Origin of the sequence: Chondrinema litorale (assembly GCF_026250525.1) — a bacterium.
Lineage (GTDB): Bacteria > Bacteroidota > Bacteroidia > Cytophagales > Flammeovirgaceae > Chondrinema > Chondrinema litorale.
On the sequence record NZ_CP111043.1, the window covers coordinates 3362981 to 3382700 of the forward strand.

At 32.5% G+C, this 19720-nt stretch carries 17 protein-coding genes; 9 read left to right on the forward strand and 8 right to left on the reverse strand.

What is annotated here, in order from left to right; genetic code table 11:
• Positions 1-181: 181 nt before the first annotated feature.
• Positions 182-1486, forward strand: coding sequence for a tetratricopeptide repeat protein (locus tag OQ292_RS13850; RefSeq protein WP_284682730.1), 1305 nt, complete (start codon positions 182-184; stop codon positions 1484-1486).
• 53 nt (positions 1487-1539) lie between these two features.
• On the opposite strand, the gene OQ292_RS13855 is transcribed toward OQ292_RS13850, so the two are convergent.
• Positions 1540-2028 carry a DUF2062 domain-containing protein gene (locus OQ292_RS13855; RefSeq protein WP_284682731.1) on the reverse strand — a complete coding sequence of 163 codons (489 nt, stop codon included), beginning with the start codon at positions 2026-2028 and terminating at the stop codon, positions 1540-1542.
• A 415-nt stretch (positions 2029-2443) separates the two neighbouring features.
• On the opposite strand from OQ292_RS13855, the gene OQ292_RS13860 reads away from it, so the two are divergent.
• Positions 2444-3250, forward strand: coding sequence for a DUF4249 domain-containing protein (locus OQ292_RS13860; protein WP_284682732.1), 807 nt, complete (start codon positions 2444-2446; stop codon positions 3248-3250).
• Here OQ292_RS13860 and OQ292_RS13865 read toward each other — a convergent pair.
• From OQ292_RS13865 to OQ292_RS13875, 3 genes are all read right to left on the reverse strand, one after another.
• Positions 3247-3804, reverse strand: coding sequence for a hypothetical protein (locus OQ292_RS13865; RefSeq protein WP_284682733.1), 558 nt, complete (start codon positions 3802-3804; stop codon positions 3247-3249). The two genes, OQ292_RS13860 and OQ292_RS13865, sit on opposite strands and share 4 nt — an antisense overlap.
• A gap of 5 nt (positions 3805-3809) precedes the next feature.
• Positions 3810-4661: a hypothetical protein gene (locus OQ292_RS13870; RefSeq protein WP_284682734.1), complete on the reverse strand. Its 852-nt coding sequence runs from the start codon at positions 4659-4661 to the stop codon at positions 3810-3812.
• A 123-nt stretch (positions 4662-4784) separates the two neighbouring features.
• Entirely contained in the window at positions 4785-5180 is a 396-nt protein-coding gene (locus OQ292_RS13875; protein ID WP_284682735.1) for a hypothetical protein, read from the reverse strand.
• A gap of 336 nt (positions 5181-5516) precedes the next feature.
• Between OQ292_RS13875 and OQ292_RS13880 the strand changes: the two genes are divergently transcribed.
• Positions 5517-7037 carry an OmpA family protein gene (locus OQ292_RS13880; protein WP_284682736.1) on the forward strand — a complete coding sequence of 507 codons (1521 nt, stop codon included), beginning with the start codon at positions 5517-5519 and terminating at the stop codon, positions 7035-7037.
• 1 nt (position 7038) lies between these two features.
• Here OQ292_RS13880 and OQ292_RS13885 read toward each other — a convergent pair whose 3' ends face one another.
• Together OQ292_RS13885 and OQ292_RS13890 are read right to left on the reverse strand one after the other, a co-directional pair.
• Positions 7039-7998, reverse strand: coding sequence for an alpha/beta hydrolase family protein (locus tag OQ292_RS13885; protein ID WP_284682737.1), 960 nt, complete (start codon positions 7996-7998; stop codon positions 7039-7041).
• A 168-nt stretch (positions 7999-8166) separates the two neighbouring features.
• The gene (locus OQ292_RS13890; protein ID WP_284682738.1) at positions 8167-11181 is read right to left on the reverse strand and encodes a PAS domain S-box protein; all 3015 of its coding nucleotides are present in this window, start codon (positions 11179-11181) and stop codon (positions 8167-8169) included.
• 417 nt (positions 11182-11598) lie between these two features.
• Here OQ292_RS13890 and OQ292_RS13895 point away from each other — a divergent pair, with 417 nt between their 5' ends.
• Both OQ292_RS13895 and OQ292_RS13900 read left to right on the forward strand, forming a co-directional pair.
• Complete coding sequence (locus tag OQ292_RS13895; protein ID WP_284682739.1) at positions 11599-12141, forward strand: RNA polymerase sigma factor; 543 nt, start codon at positions 11599-11601, stop codon at positions 12139-12141.
• Positions 12131-13102, forward strand: coding sequence for a hypothetical protein (locus OQ292_RS13900; protein ID WP_284682740.1), 972 nt, complete (start codon positions 12131-12133; stop codon positions 13100-13102). The genes OQ292_RS13895 and OQ292_RS13900 overlap by 11 nt, the downstream gene beginning before the upstream one ends.
• Before the next feature lie 208 nt (positions 13103-13310).
• Here the strand turns inward: OQ292_RS13900 and OQ292_RS13905 are convergent, their stop codons facing one another.
• Both OQ292_RS13905 and OQ292_RS13910 read right to left on the reverse strand, forming a co-directional pair.
• On the reverse strand, positions 13311-14255 hold the full coding sequence (locus OQ292_RS13905; RefSeq protein WP_284682741.1) for a DUF4178 domain-containing protein: 945 nt from the start codon (positions 14253-14255) through the stop codon (positions 13311-13313).
• Between the two features lie 208 nt (positions 14256-14463).
• Positions 14464-14790, reverse strand: a complete 327-nt coding sequence (locus OQ292_RS13910) for a phage holin family protein (protein ID WP_284682742.1) — start codon at positions 14788-14790, stop codon at positions 14464-14466.
• A gap of 172 nt (positions 14791-14962) precedes the next feature.
• Here OQ292_RS13910 and OQ292_RS13915 point away from each other — a divergent pair, with 172 nt between their 5' ends.
• The 4 genes from OQ292_RS13915 to OQ292_RS13930 all read left to right on the forward strand — a co-directional run bounded on the left by OQ292_RS13915 (position 14963) and on the right by OQ292_RS13930 (position 19701).
• Positions 14963-15562 (forward strand): RNA polymerase sigma-70 factor, encoded by a 600-nt coding sequence (locus OQ292_RS13915; protein ID WP_284682743.1) that lies wholly within the window; start codon positions 14963-14965, stop codon positions 15560-15562.
• 205 nt (positions 15563-15767) lie between these two features.
• Positions 15768-16820 carry a FecR family protein gene (locus OQ292_RS13920; protein WP_284682744.1) on the forward strand — a complete coding sequence of 351 codons (1053 nt, stop codon included), beginning with the start codon at positions 15768-15770 and terminating at the stop codon, positions 16818-16820.
• A gap of 66 nt (positions 16821-16886) precedes the next feature.
• Positions 16887-18095 (forward strand): DUF4097 family beta strand repeat-containing protein, encoded by a 1209-nt coding sequence (locus tag OQ292_RS13925; protein ID WP_284682745.1) that lies wholly within the window; start codon positions 16887-16889, stop codon positions 18093-18095.
• Between the two features lie 91 nt (positions 18096-18186).
• Complete coding sequence (locus OQ292_RS13930; protein WP_284682746.1) at positions 18187-19701, forward strand: carboxypeptidase-like regulatory domain-containing protein; 1515 nt, start codon at positions 18187-18189, stop codon at positions 19699-19701.
• Positions 19702-19720 lie beyond the last annotated feature (19 nt).

The window sequence follows — 19720 nt, forward strand, 5'->3', positions numbered from 1 at the left end:
ATTTTTTTATTTTTGCTATTGAAGAAATGTATTGTGTATAGATGTAAGATTTATATGAGTATTAAATATTATCTTTAGCAATACATAAATCTGAAATTCCTGCTTTAGTAATCTTTAGGGTAGATCAAGCCTGTAATTTTATTAAATGCAGTAAAACATGTAATTAAATTAATTTTAAGGTATGAAAAAAATTGTAATTTCCTTACTCAGCTTGTTATTATTTCTTCAGTTAGGTGCATTTAGCCAAGATATCGGTAAGCCTTCTGAAAGTAAAGCTAATTCTTTTTTACAAAGTGGAGAATTAGATTTGGCAAAAGCACATATCGATGGATATATCGCTGAGCCTAAAAATGAAAAAAAATTATCTAAAGGTAAAGTTTGGTTAACTAGAGCTAAAGTTTATGCTGCAATCGCTACTAGCGATAACTCAGATTACCAAGCTCTTTCTGATAATCCTTTAGAAGAAGTGAAAAAATCTCTTGATAAAGTAAAAGAGCTTGAGAAAGAAACTTCTATCACTTATGTAACAGCGTTTGGTCCTCAAGAAAAATATATAGCTTTAACTCAGGACTTCAATGGTCAGTTTCTTGAAAATCAACTTTTCACAGACTTATACCAAAAAGGTGCTGAGTCTTTCGATAACGACGATTTAAGAGGTGCTATCAACTATTTTGAAGATGCACTAGTAGTTAAGCCGACTGATACATTCTCTATTATGAATGTTATTAGTGCTGCTTATAACTTAGATGAAGGTCCTGATGCTGATGTAATCGAGACATATTCTAGAAAATTAATGGATATGAAATTCAGAGTTGATTCTACTAATTATTCTGGTCATGGTATCCTTAGTACATTCAAATTAAACCAAGCTGGATCAATGTTAAGCGAAGCTGAAAATGCTGCTGACTCTGCTGCTGCTATGAAAGTTTACGAAGAAGCTATGGAAGTACTAGACGAAGGTTTAGCTTTATTCCCAGATGATAGCGATCTTCAAATGTCTTCTATTACTGCTTACATCAGATTAGATAAAACAGAAGAAGCGATTGACCAACTAGAAACAGTTGTTAAAGAAAATCCTGATAAGCAGTTATATTTCAACTTAGGTATCCTTTACGATAAATTAGGTGATTACGAAGATTCTAAAAAGAGCTATAAGAAAGCAATCGAAATGGATCCTGAGTATTATGATGCATATTATAACATGGGTGCAATGTTCTTCACTTTAGGTAATAAAAAATACGCTGAAGCTGGTGAATACAAAAACATGAATGGTGAGTATACTGACGATAAAGGAAAAGAACTTGAAGAAGAATCTAAAGTATTCTTTAGAGAAGCTGCTCCTGCTTTCGAAAAAGTAGTTGCTCTAGATAGTTCTGAGCGTCAGCCATTTGAAGTTCTTCAAAGAATCTATTGGATCTTAGGAGAGCAAGACAAAGTTGATGAAATCAAAGAAAAATTAGATGCAATGCCAGATGCTGGTGAGTAATCTAAATTAAGATACAATTGAGAAGGAAGCTATTTTAAAATGGCTTCCTTTTTTTATGTTACTTTTACTTTTTTCAAGTAAAACTTCTTAAAGAAAATGTAAGAAATATAATAAGCTGCAATTGCAATAAAGGGTGTAGTGATAGCCCAAACAATTATAGCTCTTAAATGAACCATTCCTAAGCTCATCATAGTACCACTAAAGTCAGATTTAAACATATCTAAAACTTGAGTAACATGAATGTTTAGTGGTGGTATATCAAAGAGTATATTTCCTGCAGAAAGGTAAGGCACAAATAAAATGAACCACAACGGGTACATAAAATAATTAACCAATTGTGCGGCAGCTTGATTAAGTCTGAGTAAAAGTGCAAAAATAAACGTAAGTAAAGTAGAAACACCGAATACAGGCATTAATCCAAGAGAGACACCGACAGCTACTGTTAAGGACAACTTGTGTGGTGTAACACCTTGTCTTAAAAAGTGAAAAAGTTTAGTTGTAAACCTCTTCTTAAAATAATATTGAAATGTTGCTGTATTCAAGATTAATTATTATTTCATTTAGTTAAAATTGTTTTCTAATTACTCACATAGCCATTAGCTATTTGTAAGAAATTTAATGTCGAATTTTGTTAAAGTAAATGCTGTAAAAAGGACAATTATAATCTGAAATATGACAGATCGAATATTAAAAAAATTATATGGATGTCAGATTAGTTTCTTTGCTGAAAATAATTAAAAGATTAATGATTGACAATAATTTTATCAATTATTCACACTTGTAATATTTAATGAATCTTGAAAATTATTTCCCACTTATTGAGTCATTAACTTATTGATATTCAGAGTGAAGGTATTATATAAGAAGTGTTTGTGATTGGGTTTCGCATATATAATGTATTAGAAATAAACTGGAATTGATAAAAAGCTGTTTTTTGGAAGGCTGATATTGCATAATATGTTAAAAAGAAGATACTTACTATTATTGTTGCTTTTTTGTAGTTGTGAAGAGATTGTTAATCCCGATTTAATATCTGCTGATCCTGTAGTTGTAATTGATGCAATCGTAAGTAACACTGAAAGTAAGAACTATGTTATACTTAGCACAACTTCTGCATTTAATGCGCAAGGCTCAACACCTAAGATAAGTGGCGCTAAAGTAACTCTAACTTATTCAAATGAGTCTGTAAATTACACAGAGTTAGATAGTGGTAAATATGTCCCAATTGAAGATATCAGCACAAGTTTATTAAGCGGGCAGTATCGATTAGAGATGGAAGTCGAAAATAATATTTATGCTGCTGAAGGCATTTTACCTACCTTCATTTTACTAGATTCTATTACAGTTAGCAAAAGAGAAGAAAACCCCTCATTTGATGATGGTTATTATCCCATTATTCATTTTACAGACCCACCCAATGAAATTAATTACTACATGTGGGAGATTTACCTCAACAGTGAGTTTATTAGCAGCGACGATATTATCTTAAATGATGACGAAGCTTTTGAAGGTAGGAGTGTGGCTTATGAACTTCCGTTCTCTATTAATTTAGAAGATGTTGAAGTTGGAGATACCGTCAAAGTCTATAATTATTCTATTTCCTCAGATGCTTATAATTATTACAATGGCTTATTGCTGTTGGTAGGTTCTGGTAGTCCGGCTCAAGCAATACCAGATAATCCTGTTTCAAATATCGAAGGAGGTGGATTAGGTTTTTTTAATGTTTGCCAGATAGATTCAACCTTTGCTATAATTACTAATTAAGATAGCTTTTTCTTGAAATATAATCTAGCTATTCTAAATACTCCTTTGAGCGAAATTTGTACAATAAAAGGCTTAATAAACTTTCTGAAAACTAAAGTTAAAGCAATTGTAGCAGCACTGTATGCCGCTTCTACCGAGGTAAGACTATCAATAAAATCTAAGAAAGGGTAAATATTAGTTCCTATTAATCCTGCATCAATTATTCTACTTATAGCTAAATGACTTTCCGATGCTCTCTGCATAAAGAATTCGATATTACCCATATGGTTTTTATACTCTTCTTTAAACTTCTCTAACCATTGCTTTTGGGTGTGCAGCTGAATGTCTGGAATATAATTAATAATATCTGCATCAGGTTGAATAAGAGTTCGAAACTGATAAGCAACTCCTTCGAACTCAAAGTCGGTTTTTATTTCATAAAAACCTTCTCTAAGCATGCATTTTAAAAACTTGTAAACTCTATAGGGAGCAATAAAAGCCCTGTAAAGTTCGGTTGGAAACTGAACAATTTTAGTGAAAAGCTCTTTGAGAAATTCAATTACCTTCTCTTTCATAAAGATTAGCTTTTCTTCTCAAAAATCTTTCTGAAAGCTGTTCCAGCTAATTGAGAAACTGTTTTAAATAACATATTCCAAATTCTGGCACCAGACTCTGTTGCATCATTATGCAAGTTGAGTACAATGGCTTTTAGTTCTGGACTGAGGTTTACAAACTGATTAGTTAAGTAATTGGTAATATCACCATCAATTTGCACTACAGTTTGCATTAAAATTCTTTGAGTACCAATTTCCCAAGTTTTTCTAATAAGTGTAACTTGGTCTGGTGTTAAGTCCAAATCATCAACTTTGTTGATAGTAGAAAGGTCAATATCATTGTTCCACTCAATCATTTTAGCATCGTCTAGAGGGGGATAATGCCCAGTAGTTTCATCTAAAAGAGAAGGATCAGGCCAAACATCTTCGCCAACACTATAATCTTTCCTTCTCATTTTAAACATACCAATAAGGTTAGAGCTATGCTTTACGAGACGCACCAAAAGTTTAGAGCGCTCTTCGTACTCTTGCATGCGATCAAAGTTTTTGCTCTTTTCTGCTAGTTTGGCATAATACTCAGAGCCAGCATCAGCAATATTATAGATTTCTTTAAAAGAATATTCCCCTCCGTATAACCACTGGAAAAGCACAGGAAATCTACCTGACTCTACAGTCTTATAATATTCACGGGTTTCCACAGGTTTTTCCAAAAGTGCCAACCCATAATCTACGAGTAATTCCCTGTAACCTCTGGCAATTTCTAACAAGGCTACTCTTTTAGTAGCCGGCATTTTACTGGAAGTAGTTTGTTCCTTTACAATTGTATTAACTTCCAGCGTGAGCAGATCAGCTGCCAGATTTTTTAGATAGTCTCTCATTTGAGGGATTCGGGTAATTGATAGGTATCAATGTATGATTCTAAAAAGCTGCTTTTAGTAGTTATTACATAAAAAAATAGCAGTGCGAATCATACATTAAGGTTTCAGTTCTAAATTAAAAAATCAAATTTCTGCATCCTCATCGTCGATGTTTTCTTCGTTGAGGTTAACGCTTTTGGTTTTTTTGTAAAGCTCGTATAAAGAAACAATTGCTTTTACATTATTATCGATTATCTCGTGGCCACGCTCTTCTTTTCTAGCGTGAAAATCTCTTAACCAGGCATATTTATCTGTTACTAGTTCACTACTAATATTAGTAACCATATCTCCCTGAATCAGATTAATTCTGGTTTGAAGTATTTGAAACTCTCCATCCTTTTTAACCTGTATATTTTCTTCCTGATCTACCTGATAATCACCCACAATAGTTTTGATTTCTAAAGTAGCCAGTTTACTTATATTGGTTTCGATATTTCTTACAAAATCGTAAAAACGGTTGCTTTTTTCTGTTTCAGGCATTTTGATAGAATTTTGTGTTTATTCTTCCAATTTCAAGTTTTGTACTCAAAATTGCAATAAAAAAAGGAATATTATTCGGAATATTAAAGATTTCGTAGTTGTTTTTTTTTTGTAATTACATATTCTGACTAACTAAGAAAAATATTATATTTTCCACTTAGACTTACATATAGTCTTTTGATCTGCTTTTTTAAACGAAAATTTCTGTAAAAATTCCCCTACAAACTTACAATTACTTTAATTGATTACGATTTAGCCGTAATGATTCCCCTAAGTACTCGTTGAATTGGAGTGATTTTTTTATAAAACTCTGATGTTCAGGCGGCTTTTTTGTCTATGAAAAAACTTTTACTTGCCTCACTCATTAGTTTGTGTACAGGTTTTAAGGTATATGCACAATCAGAAGCAAACCTTTGGTATTTTGGTAAACATGCAGGAATTAAATTCACTGCAGATAGTTTACATATACTTAATGAAAGTGCATTAAATACAGAAGAAGGATGTGCTTCTATTAGTGATAAAGATGGAAACCTTTTATTCTATACGAATGGTGTTTCTGTATGGAATAGAGAGCATAAAATAATGCCAAATGGTAATGGTTTAATGGGGCATCCATCATCTACTCAGTCAGGAGTTATTATTCCCAAACCGGGTGGCAACAATACCATCTATTATGTTTTTACAATTGCACAACAAGGCAAAATAAATGGATTTAGATATTCTATTGTAGATATGGCACTTTCTGGTGGTTTAGGTGATGTAACTATCAAAAACTATCTGCTTTCTACACCTGTTACAGAAAAAATTACAGCCGTAAAACATAGAGATAATGAATCAATCTGGGTGATTTCTCACGAATGGCAAAACGATAGATTTGTTGCTTATAAGATTAATAAGGAAGGGGTAGCTAATACTCCGGTTGAAAGTATTGTTGGTTCTGTTCACACAGGAAGTACAACTAACACCCAAGGTTATATGAAAGCCTCTCCAGATGGAACTCAGATTGCACTGGCATTAGAAAATGAGCATCTTACCGAGATTTTCGACTTTGATAATGAAACAGGCAAACTTAGCAACTGTATTAAATTAAGGTTGAAAAAAGATTCTTATAACTATGGTATCGAGTTTTCGTCAGATGGTTCGCTATTATATGTTTCTGCTGCAGGAACAGGAGAAGTTTACCAATATAATTTACAAGCAGGTTCAGAAGAAAAAATAATAGCTTCGGCAATAAAGGTTGGTAACACACCAGATAAAACTTGGATTGGTGCACTCCAAATAGCCCCTGATGGTAAAATCTATTTCCCGATTTATAACAAGCCTTACTTAGGTGCAATTGAGTATCCAGATAGTGTTGGTTTTGCTTGTAACTATCTTAATGATGCAGTCTTTCTTGAAAAGGGAATTGCTCAACTTGGTTTGCCAACTTTTACACAAAGTTTATTTAAAAAAGAGATTAACTCTGAGTTAATGTACTTCGAATCGGTTGCAGATGTGGTGGAAAATCAAATTTTGATTTTAAAAAATGTATTGTTTGATATAGGTAATGCTAATCTGAAACCTGAGTCATATGAAGAACTAGAGAAAATAGTGTCTTTGCTTAAAAAAAATCCGCCATACAAAATGGTAATTGCTGGCCATACAGATAATATAGGAAACAAATCTTTTAATATTAGTTTGTCAGAAAGAAGAGCTAGAAGCGTAAAAGATTATTTAATTAGAAATAGCATAGATGCTGCGAGGTTAGCTACAGAAGGTTTCGGAAGTTCTTTACCTGTGAGAAGTAATGATACTGAAGAGGGAAGAAGCAATAACAGGCGAGTAACTTTTAAAATTGTGAGAGATTTGAATGAGTAGCTTATTTTAAAAATGTCTTAATCAATTCTATATATCGGTTCTTATATCCCGGATGTAGTATCATTCCGGCGTGTTCCACCCCATCGAATAACTCCAACTGAATATCTGGTATTTCTTGCAACTCAGCTAAAAGCACATCTGTAGGAGTTGTCTCATCTCCAATATTTTGCAAAATTATTACCGGATAATCTGTCTTTTTAATTAAAAAACTGAGTTTCATATAGTCCATATAGCCTTCAACATTTCTGTTAAAAAGAAAAAGCGAACCAGCAACCAATGGATAAAAAATGTCTTTATTATTTCTAGTGATGTAGGTTTTTACATTGCTAATTGGAGAATCTAGAATTAAACCTTCTACATGGATATCCATCGAGTTAAGATGATTGACCATATCTGCTCTCCTCATTGAAATGGCAGCAGCAGTAGCCCCCATTCCTGTGCCGAAGAATACAAAGTTGCTAATTCCAAATTGCGATTTTACAACTGTAGCACCAGTAATAATATCTTCTGAAAACTTGTAACCAATAAAAGTTTTGGCATCTTCAGAAACACCAGAATTTCTTAAATCGGGAAGTAATATACTGTATTTATCTAGTAGACCGGCTTTTTTAAAGGCATCCAAAAATTTCATGCCTTCTAATCTGTTTGAGTGTCTGTCGTGGCAAAATATAATGCACTGGTTAGACGAGCTATCTTTAGAAGGAATAAACCAAGCGCCTAACTTAGTACCATCAAAAGATTCAAATTGAATTGTTTTTACAGCTAAACCAAGTTTTTCTGGAGAAGTAAGCTCTCCAATACCTAGTTCTGTAATATATTTTTCATCACTAAGGGTTTCATCAATAGTGAGTTTTGGAAAGAACGTAGTTTTATAGAAAGTATCTAATGAGAATAAAAAGAGTGTTCCTACTAATAGTATTGCTAGAAAAAGGCTAAGGCTTATTAATATCTTGTTCTTCATAGAAAATATTCTACGCGATAACTTAATTACTTATAATAAAGTCTGGATAATTTAAGTTTGGCAATTTTATATTTTTTGTTTACTTAAACAAATGCAATCAAATTTTAAAATTTTATGATTAATCAATTATTTTTTAAAAAGTAACTAATTATTAAGAAATATTTGATTTTATATGTGTAAAAAGATGGTAAAGAAGTAATATTTTCCAATTTTAATCTTATTTACAGCAATATTAGTACTTATTATTTTCTGATTGATTGTAAGCGAGATAGGAAATTTTTTATTTACAGGTATAGGTTTATCGGTTTTAGTATTGTAGATTAAAAAATCTTGGTTTTCATTTTTTACAGTGAGCGGTAATAACTGGTCGATTGTTGAACCAATAACATTTATTCTTTCCTGAATAAATAACTTTTCTGCCGAAACATTAAAAAATTCAATAAAACCTAATTGGTTAAAAGTAATTACAGCATCAATGCAACTTTCTAAAATTGAAACATTTTTTATTTTCTCATTTTCAATTTCATCCATTTGCATTTTCATCTCTGCTCTGGCTTCTTGCAGTTTCTTGCTTAGTGTTTCCTGAAAAGATTCTAATTCTTTGGTGTAATCTTCTAATTGTTGTGATTGAATTTGTGCCGCAATCTCCAATTCTTTTTCGTGTGTGATATCCTGTGCAATTTTCAGCACTTTTATTGGTTCGCCGGTAAGGTCATGCACCACATTAAAACTACCCCTAAACCATATCCATTTGCCAGAACTAGATTTTTGCTTAAAGTCGCACTCAGTAAATTTTACTTGTAGTAATGTTTTCCAAAACGTGTTGAAAGAGCTTTGCTCAGTATTATTATTAAAACTATATTCTAAAGGAACCTCAGAAATTTCATGAAAAGAGAATTCCATAATTTCCAGATACTTTTTATTAGCGCTAATTGGTTTTCCTGAAAGATCAAATTCAACAATAATGTTACTATTGCCAATTGCTTTCATTTTATAAGATTGGTCGAGTGCTTCTCTTTTAATTTTAGTGATATTGGCTTGAATAGAAATGAATTTATCAAGTTGCCCCATTTTGTTAAATACCGGGTTAATGGCAATCGAAACCCAGTAACTCTTTCCATTTTTGTCGTAGTTTAATATTTCGTTGTAAGAAGGCTCTTGTCTACGAATGCTTTTTCTTATACTGTCAATGGTAATCTGGTTAGTTTCTGGCCCTTGCAAAACACTTCCCGGTTTTTTGCCAGCAACCTCTCTAAGTGTGTAACCAGTTAACCTTTCGAAACCTTTATTTGCATACTCAATTCTCCCATATTTATCGGTAATAATTACAGAGTTATCTGTATTATCAGCAACAAGTGATAATCTGTAGGCTTCAATTTCAGCATGTTTTTTTGCAGTAATATCTTGAGAGAATTGTAAGACTTTGTAGGGTTTGCCTCTTTTATCGGTAATTGGTGTGTAAGTTGAGTTGAGCCAAACAGATTGATCATTTTTTGTTTTCCACTCAAAATCGCCAGATTTAGATTTTCCAATATTTAAATCTCTCCAGAATCTATCGTCTTTTCCATTTAAAATAAAAAAATGATCGGTTTTACCTTTTAAGTCTCTATAGTTATAGCCAAGTATTTTTAGCAAGTTTTTATTAACTTTTTCAATGGAACCGTCCATGTTGTATTCTACGGTAGCTAATGTATTATTTATTGATACAAATAGGCCACTTAATTCTGCTTCTTTTTGTTGAATTTTATCTTGGGTAGCTTGTAACTCAATCATATTATTTCTCATCAATTCTTCCTGATGAGACATTTGATCTGTAAGCTCTATAGATTCTTTTAAGAGTTTATGTGTGTTACTGTTAGCATTAATGGTGTGTACTGCCGATGCTACATTTTCAGCAAGTTTTTCAACAAATTCAATTTCGTGCTTTTCAACTTTTTGGAAAAAAGCAAGCTCGATTATGCCTTCTATTACATCGTTAAACTTAAGCGGAACCATTAAAATGCTACGTGGCTTTGCAGCACCCATTCCAGAAGTGATGTTGATATAATCTTCAGGAATTTCTGTAATGTATTTAGATTCTCCCTCAGTAGCGACTTGTCCTAATAAACCTTCTCCAATCTTTATTCGCTTATTTAAATGTTTCTTTTTGTTCCAAGCATATGCAGCTTTTAATTCCATGAACGGAGTTTCATCATCTTCTTCATTAATAATAAAAATAGCACCCTGGTTTGCATTTAGAAACTCAGCAAGTTGTATAATTATCTTTTCAGATAGCACTTCTAGATTGTTGTTCCATTTCTGTAAGAGTTCTGAGAAACTAGCCAAGCCAGTATTTAGCCAGTTTCGCTTTCTATCATTTTCAAAGAAAGTCTGAATTTTATCTTTCATTTCGATTAGCGACTTTCCGATAGAATCATTTTCTCCTTGTATCTTATAATCGATATTAAAATCTCCTTCGCCAAGTTTTCTGGCTATTTCTCTAATTTCTAATTGTCTGTTAATGGTTTGGTTTAATGCATTACCTATACTGCCTAACTCATCTTTAGAATTAAATTTAGTTTGATAAGTAAGGTCGCCCAAAGCAATATTTTTGGCAATGGTTGAAATCTTTATTAATGGTTTTTGAACAGCAAAGTATATTAAAACAATTCCTCCAATTCCGGTTATTAAAAAGAGTATGAATACAATGTAATTAGTGAATTTTATTTCTGATTTTAACCTAAGCTGTTTTGTTTGTAAGCTTCCAGTAATAAGCTTAAAGTCAGTCTTAATTCGATCTGTAAGAAGTGTAATCTCCCTTAACTCTTGTTTTTGATAAGCTTTTGAGTCGCTAATGATGTTAAGAATGTGTTTTACAGTAAAACTCCAATTATGATCAATTTCTTTAATTAGGTTATCTTCTATTAAAGAGATTTCTACAGAGTTTCTTAATGCTATCATGTTTTGTTGTAGAGATAGCATATCATCTTTTACCTTTTCTGCTGTATAACTGCTTTTATTAAATATAAAGTTTTCTGTTCCTCTGTTGATAAGTTCGCAGAGTAGCTGTTGCTTTTGAACAAGCAGATAAAGATGTTCTATTTTCTGAAGTTGGTTAAGCTTAATACGATAAGTGAAAAAGCTGGCAATGCTCAACAGAATAAAAAACAGGAATAAAAAATATAATCGTGCTGATAACTTCATTAAAAAATAGTTTTCCAGTACACTGTAGCTATTTATTAACTCATAATAGTTATTTTTCTTACTTTTTTATTGGCCTTAATAATTAAATTTTTTGCATTGTTATAGAAAAAGTAGAGAAATGGATTTATTTATTGTATAAAGTGTTATTCTGCTATAAATAACTGATTTTCTGAAAGTTTATTAAAACCCCTAATAATCTTTAAAATTCCCCATTTAACATCTTTTACTCTTTTTTAACAAGACTTTAACAGTTAAAAGCAGTACATAAACTTACTTTTACGCTTGTTATAAGTAAAGCTGAATTTTGAATAGTTTCCACATGACAGTTTGTGAAAAAAAATCATTTATAGCCAAAGCAACCTTTACAACTTAACTGCATTTATCATATTGAGAACAATTACAAAAAAATACCCTGATTTGAAAGACGAACAGCTAATAGAACGCTGTAAGAGAGGCGATAGCCAAGCACAACATGTGCTCTATAATCGCTATGCTGACAGGTTATTTCGGTTATGTTTCAGGTATGTAAAAAATGAGCTTGATGCAGAAGATGTACTAGTTAAAGGTTTTATGAAAGTATTCAGCAAGATTGATTTGTTTGAATACAGAGGCAAAGGCAGTCTTGAAGGTTGGATGAAGCGAGTGATGATTAATGAGTGTTTGATGCTTTTAAGAAAACAGAATAATTTTAACTTGGTACACGATTCTGAAGCTCGTTTAGTTGAAACAGAAGCAAGAGCCGATTCACAACTGGCAGCAGAAGATATCTTTGCGTTAGTTTTACAACTTCCCACAGGTTATCGAACAGTTTTTAACTTATATGCAATCGAAGGTTACAGCCACAAAGAAATAGCCGATCAATTAGGCATTAGTGAAAATACTTCAAAATCGCAGCTTAGTAAAGCAAGAGCTGCTCTAAGAACTTTATTGGCAAAAAACGGAATTTACGATGAAAGATGAACAATTAGATCAGTTCTTTAGGTCTGCTATCGAAAATATGGATGGTTTGCCACCCCAAGTAAATTATTGGGACAAAGAATACAGCTTTGGTAAAATTCAGGAGGGCTTAAACGGAAATGACTCTCACAGGTCAAGAAGTTTCTTCGATTTAGCAGCAGCTGCAGTTGTTTCAGTAGTGGCATTGGCATATGGTGTATCATTTTTTGTAAGCAGCCACTCAAGTCCTGTTCAACAACAAAACTCTTCTCAAGATATAGTTGTAAATGCTCAACCATTGGCATTACAAGATATGAATAACAATTCGGGCATTATAGATTTTTCAAATATAGAAACAGCTATAGAAGAGCCAGCAGCGGATGTTTTAGCTTCTCTAAAACCATTCTCATTTTCTACTGTAAACGATGAGAATAACCTGTCGCTTTATCAGCATAGAAATGATGTTGAAGCAACTTCTATAAATAGTGTATCCGAAAAAGAATTTGGCTTTTCATTTATTACACCTTTTAGCAAATCAAATAGTTATTTTACAAGCTCTAAAAATAGTAAAAAGCTGTCTATAGAATTGCCAATAGGTATTAGTATAAGTGGGACGGGAGTTGCACCAGTAATTGCAGCCCAAGCTACTTTAAACTTGTCTAAGTCTGGTAGGCACCAAAAACAAATTTCTGCGGCTATTGCTGCTTATAATACATTTCAACAAAATGAAGGTTCTAAAACTACAATTAGCCCAGTACTTTTTGCCGAAAGTAGTTTTGGCGTAGTTAATAACCCAGATGGATTTGTATCGGGGCATGCAGTAGGAGCTGGATATCAGTTAAACGATTCTGATGTGTACGAAGGAAAAGCAGTTAAATTTAACTACACAATATCGGTAAAGAAAAGATTAAAAGTTTCAGCAGAAGCTATTGTATCAGAAGGTTTTGGAAAAGTTCATCCTGGTTTTAAAGTAACTTTTATATAAAAGAAATGATATTTAAATAATTTCTGATTCTGTATATTTCGTTTTAATAGAAATTAAGAACTATCTCGATAAGATAGTTCTTTTTTTATGTCTTTACTAAACACATCACACTTTAGAAAAGTAGAATGCTGATACACTACTTTAATAGTGATTATTGGATGCCTAACCTATAAGATGATTGAGTTTTGTCTTGTTTGATTTGAGAATCTTATTGTTTAGGAAGAATATCAGAAAACTCCATAGGAGAAACAATTTTACCTAATAAGGTTTTAATGTTTTCTCTACCGTGCTTTTCAATTCTGATAATGTTTTGTCTGCTATCGTCGTAGTATTCCCAAACCATAACTTTTTTGGCTTGTGCCATTGCAGACATATTAAAAAACAAACCACTCTTTGTACTCTCTCTGTAAAAAGGAATGTCTTTGTACTTAATTACATTACTTGGTTTATTCCTTAAATTTATTTCAGCTTCGAGTCTACTATCAATAGAAAATAAGCTAATTACATCGTAGTGGATCACAGTTAGTTGGCCACTTTCTCTTTTTACATTAATTAAGATTGAATGTGTATCATGCACAAGTTTAAAGCAACGATCGCTACCAGATTTCTCCCAATCTATTTGCATTTCGCTTACTACATCCCAAGTATTAAATTGGTAGTCTACCATAAAGCCTCTTTCCAGATTTTCTACTGAAATGTGAACCGGGTCGTAAGTAGGTTTAATGTTTCTAGGTTTGGCATTTTGTAATGAATTTTCTGCCATTCGTGCTCTTCTCGAAACATAATCTACAGCATCTTGCGGTCTTGTATTTTGCTTAAATGTGTATCTTCTGTATATATTACCAAGAATCTTGTCTGCAATTTTATGGTTTACTTTCCTAATTGAAGATGGCATTCTCAGAATATTTATTAACCAACCTATGCCAAAGCCAAAACCAGTTGCCCAAAATAAAATTTGTTTAACCCATTTGCCCTGATAGGCATAAGCAGCTCCAAATAAGAAATGAAAAATATAAGCTATAGCCAGATCTTTTTTTTCTTCATTATAAGAAAATAGAAATTCTTTTCTTGCAGGTTCGGGTAATTGCTGTATTTGAAATGAAACAGAAGAAGAAAGGTTGTTTCTATAATCTGACAGTTGAAAATCGTTCATTTTGTCTCCTTGGAATTATATTGTCGCCAATCAGTATTTAGTAAGTATGAAGTTACTGTTTGTTTTATTTATTAAGTTCGGATTTTAAAAGAATTTCAGGATTCTTTTATGAACCCTGAAATATTTTTAAAACGTCTTAAAATCCGATTAAAATTCCTAATACCTCAAAAAAATTGAAATTTTTCTGATATATAACAATTTGAGATATTTAGAATATCCAGTTTAAAATAGTTGTGAAAATACTAATAAGAAGACTGAATGCAGCTGCCCACCAGAAATTCTTTATTTTAAGACCAGATAATATCGCATCAATTATCATTAGGATGATTACATTAATCACAAAGTAAAATAGCCCTAATGTGATAATGGTAATTGGTAAAGTAAAGAATACCAAAACCGGTTTAATAGTGACACTAGCAAGAGCTAATAAAATAGCTGTTAAAATAGCGTGTCCAAAGTTTTTTACAGTTACACCCTCTAGTAAATAAGCTGCAGCAAATATAGCTATAGAGCTTAATAGCAATTTAATGATCATGTTTAGTGTTTTTTAATTTCAATTAATCTACCTGTTTATAAAAAATTTAAGCCTTATATATAATAATACTCATTTTTACGTGATCAGTTTTTTTATTTTAACGATAAGTGAAAATTTAATATAAGAAGCAATTTTTTTATGTAAGTGGTAATACAAGGTACTTTGGCTAACTATGCAGCAATCTAATCATAAATATGATTTTGAAGAAGATGAAATTCTGAACCAATTAAGAAAAGACAACCAAAAGGTATTTGAACATCTCTTTAGAAATAAGTATGAAGAGCTATATGCTTTCAGTGTAAAAATTACTCGACAGCCAGAAGCTTCAGAAGAGCTAGTTCAGGATATTTTTGTTTATCTGTGGGAAAAAAGAAAAGAGTTAGAGGTAAAGACTAATCTTAAGACATATTTGTATTCCGCTGTAAAAAATCGCTCGATAGATTATTTGCGATCAAAATATGTAAAAATGCAAAGCGCATTTATCGATGATGATAATCTAACTCAGAGCAATTTAGTAACTGCTAGCAATGAGTTGCAAGAAAAAGAACTTGCCGAAATCATTAAAAAGGGTATTGCTCAATTACCAGAAAAATGCCGGATAATTTTTTTAATGAGTAGAGAAGGAGCTTTAAGTTACCAAGAAATTGCAGATCAGCTAGGGGTGTCTCATAATACAGTAAAAGCACAAGTAGCCATTGCTTTACAAAAGATGAGAAGCTTTATAGAAGCGCATTGGGGTAAAATTATTTCGCTCATTATCAGTTTGTTATAATTTATTTCAAATAAAGTTAAAATTCTTTTAGGCTGGCTTAGTCTTTTTTTCGCCTTATCTGTGGAAACCATAAAGAAGGAAATTAAAAAGAAATTTCAGGAGCGATGGGAAAGAGATTCGGCTGGCTACTGGCAAGACTGAATTTGCTAAATTGATTTCATTAAAACCCAGGCTCCTGTTTTTTATAGTTTAAAATAAAATTAAAATGCAACCAGAGATTTACGAACATATTGCTGAATATATCGCTTCTGAGGCTACAGGCAAAGTACCAGAGCAAGTAAGACAGCATGTCGAAAATTGGTTGAAACAAAGCCTAGAAAATCAAAAGGAGTTTGAGCTACTAAAAAAATCTTGGGACTTATCTGGTGAGTTGCCAGCTACAAAACCAGATGTAAATGCAGCATGGTTAAAGGTGAGTAGTAGGGTAAGTACTTCGGAGAAAACTTTAAAAAAGAATCAAACAGCACAAAAAGATTTTAAAGTACATAGCACAGCTACAAAGAAAGCGACAAGCTGGTTTTACATGCGAGCAGCTTCAATAGTATTTTTAATCGCTTTGGGTGTAGCCAGTTGGTTGTTTGTACAGTCTAATGCTTGGTTGAAGTTACAAAACGAAAATATTGCTACAACCTCAGGCCAAACTAAAACGGTCACTCTAGCAGATGGAACCAAAGTTAAGCTCAATTCAAATTCTAGTTTGTATTACCCAAAAGCATTTGAAGGTAACACAAGAAAAGTATTGTTAGAAGGTGAAGCATATTTTGATGTATCAACCGATACAAGCAAACCTTTTACTATTCATACTGGTGAGGTAGAAACTACAGTGTTGGGTACTGTCTTCAATCTAAGGTATTTTAAAGATGAAAGCTTTACAGAATTACTGCTAGAAGAAGGGAAAGTGGCTTTTACAGCAGCTGGAAAAGAGGAAATTGTTTTGCCCGGAGAAGTAGTGCAGTTTAGTGAATCAACAGAAAAAATATCAAAACAGAAAAATAGCAATCCTAATATATTGGCTTGGCAAACAGGAGAACTAAAGTTTAACGAAACACCAATAAATGAATTAATAAATACACTGCAAAGGTATTATCATACAGAATTTACGCTAGATAACTCTGCCAATTTAGACTGTAGTTATACAGGTACATTCAATCAAAATACATTAGAAGAAGTACTGGAAATTATGCAGCTTTCTTCATCATTTACTTTTAAAAAACAGGGTAATAAAATACTGGTTACAGGCCAGTTATGCCCAGAGTAAGTTTGAGTATATCCCTTCTTATGGTTTCCACCAAATTGATTTTTCAAAAAATAAAAAGGGATAAAAATGAAAACTTTCACTCAATTAGGAAATACACAGACAATTAAGTTAAAAGGATTTACTTCTACGAAAGTACTAGTGCTTTTAGGTTGGTTACTTTCTTTAAGTCTAATTACTTGTGCTCAAGAGCTTAAAATTGGAGATACGCACAAAGAGAAAGTAAAAGGAGCTATTATATATTCTAAATATGTAACTAATGCAGAGCTTAATTTCCCATCTAAAAATATAACTAGTATTAAAATGAATTCTGGTGCAGGTTTTTTGGAGGTGGTGCCTTCTGAAAATGAGGAAATTTCACTGGAAGCAGAAGTTGTAAATGCAGCTTTGAGTAGAAAAGATGCAGAAAAATTCATAGATAAATACCTGCATCTATCTATGGAAAATATAAATGGAGAGCTGGTAATAGAAAGTTTCTTTCAAGGTTTGCCAAGAAAGAGAAATGAAACGAGGTATGGTTTAGGACACATGATAGAAACTCCAGGTTCTAAAATCCATGTAGTTTTAAAAGTACCAGCAGAGATCAACTTAAATCTGTACGATAGATCAGGAAGTATCAATATGCATGATCTTAAAAATGATATTTATTTGAAAGACCGCTCAGGTTATATCAAAATGAAGAATATCGAAGGAAATATTGAGCTGAGCGATCATTCTGGCCCTTTATCTATCTCAAATACAGAAGGAGATTTAAAAGTTAAAGATGGTTCTGGTAGTATTTATCTAGATGGAATTGGTATGGAAAAAGGGAATCATCAAATAGAGATTTACGATAGATCTGGATTGATTGATGCGCGTGGTTTAGGTGGCGATTTAATAGTAAAAGATGCATCGGGTGGCCTTAATATCAATTTGGTAACTGGTTCTGTTGAGGTTATAGATGGCTCTGGCGAATTGGTAATTACTGAAACCGATTCTTATGTAAAAGTTAAAGATACTTCTGGTAAAGTTTATTTGAAGGATATAGCCAAAAACAAAGAAGTGCCTTTCCATATTTCAGTAACGGATGGTTCTGGCGAAATCTATTTGAGCAATGCAGGAACTGATGTTGTGATAAAAGATCGCTCAGGAAGTATTAGGGTAAAAGATATTCAGGGTGATGTAGAAATTTCTGATCGCTCAGGCGAAATCTCAGCGAGAGAAATTTCGGGTAAGCTTAAAGTAAAAGACCATTCTGGTAAAATACATGCCGATAACTATATGGTTAGTAACAAATAAGATTATTAAAATAATTAATTTACAAGAGGAAGCTTTGCTCATTTAAAAGCAAAGTTTTCCTTTTTGTTTGGTCTAATGCAAATAAGAAGTGATGCGATTAAGCATTTTTATTATATTTTTTTTGGTTTACCGGTTTGCTGTTGCCCAGCAAGATGTTTTAGACGAAAGAGTTACACTGAGTTATAAAAGTGTTCCATTAAAGACGGTACTTAATGAGCTAGATTCAGCCTATTCTATAAACTTTAGTTATTTTGACGATAGCCAACTAGATAAAAATGTAAGTCTCGATTTACAAGGAGAAACACTGGCAAATGCACTGGCAAAGCTTTTTGAAGAAACCGGTCTAAGCTACATGATTAAAGGCAACCATGTAGTCTTAAAAAAGAAGTTGGAAAAAATGCTTATTGAAGGCAAGATTATAGATAAAGATACCAATGAGCCAATTTCACTGGCAACAGTGAGTATTAAAGGCAAACCAGTTGGTATAGTTTCCAAACCAGACGGGCAATTCGGCTTACTTATTCCCAGCGATTATAACAATGATACCCTCTACATTTCTATGCTTGGTTATAAGAATTATGAATTTAGTTTGGCAGATTTAAATAAAGAACATCCTTTAAATGTAGCACTGGAAACAGAAGATAAAATGCTTAGAGAGGTAATGATTTTTTCTGATGCAGGAAATTGGGAGAAATTGGAAACCAAAGCAACCAACAAGCTTTCACAAAGAAGTGCCATGGGTTTTAGAAGTTTTGTAACATTGGCTTCTCTAGATATACCTGCCACAGATTTAACCTTACTAGATTTAAGATGTGGCACTGGCATTTTAAATATTACAGAAGGTAAAGGAGATAATATTAAAGTAGATGCAGAGATTTTAACCGCCTCATTAAATGAAAAAGAGACACTAAAGTTTATTAAACGCTATCTAGATTTAACCTATAAAATGTCTGGCGATACTGTGTTTGTGCGTAGTTTTTTTAATCTGGAAAGTCAAAAAAACAAAAATAAATTTCCATTAGGTGATTTTCTGGGTACACCGGGTTCTAAAATCAATCTAAAAGTTAAGGTTCCAAAAGGCTTGTCGCTAAAAGTGATTGATGGCTCTGGAAGTATAAGAATAGAAAATTTAAATAATGATGTTTATCTGTATGATGGTTCAGGGCCTTTAACAGTAAAAGGTGTAAATGGTAACCTAGAAATTATAGATGGTTCTGGAAATTTAAATGTAGCTGATATTAAAGGAAATGTGCTGTTAAAAGATCACTCAGGAATGATAGATGTGAAACATGTTAAAGGTAGCGTGTATATAAGAGATAGATCTGGTGGTATGTACCTCAACGATATACATTCTTCAGATTCAGTTACACTCACAGTAAAAGATAATTCTGGGAAAGTATATGTTCGGGATGTGGGCGGAAAAGCAAAAATAATAGATACTTCGGGCGGCATAGACATAAGAGATGTATCGGGTGAGGTGATAATAGACGACCGATCGGGTGGCATCGATGCTTATGGTATTCAAGAAAACCTCAGTGTAAAAGACCGTTCGGGTCAGATAAATACCAATAAAGAATCTTTTAAAAAGCGTAAGAAAGATAATTAGTTTTAATTATTGGACTTTT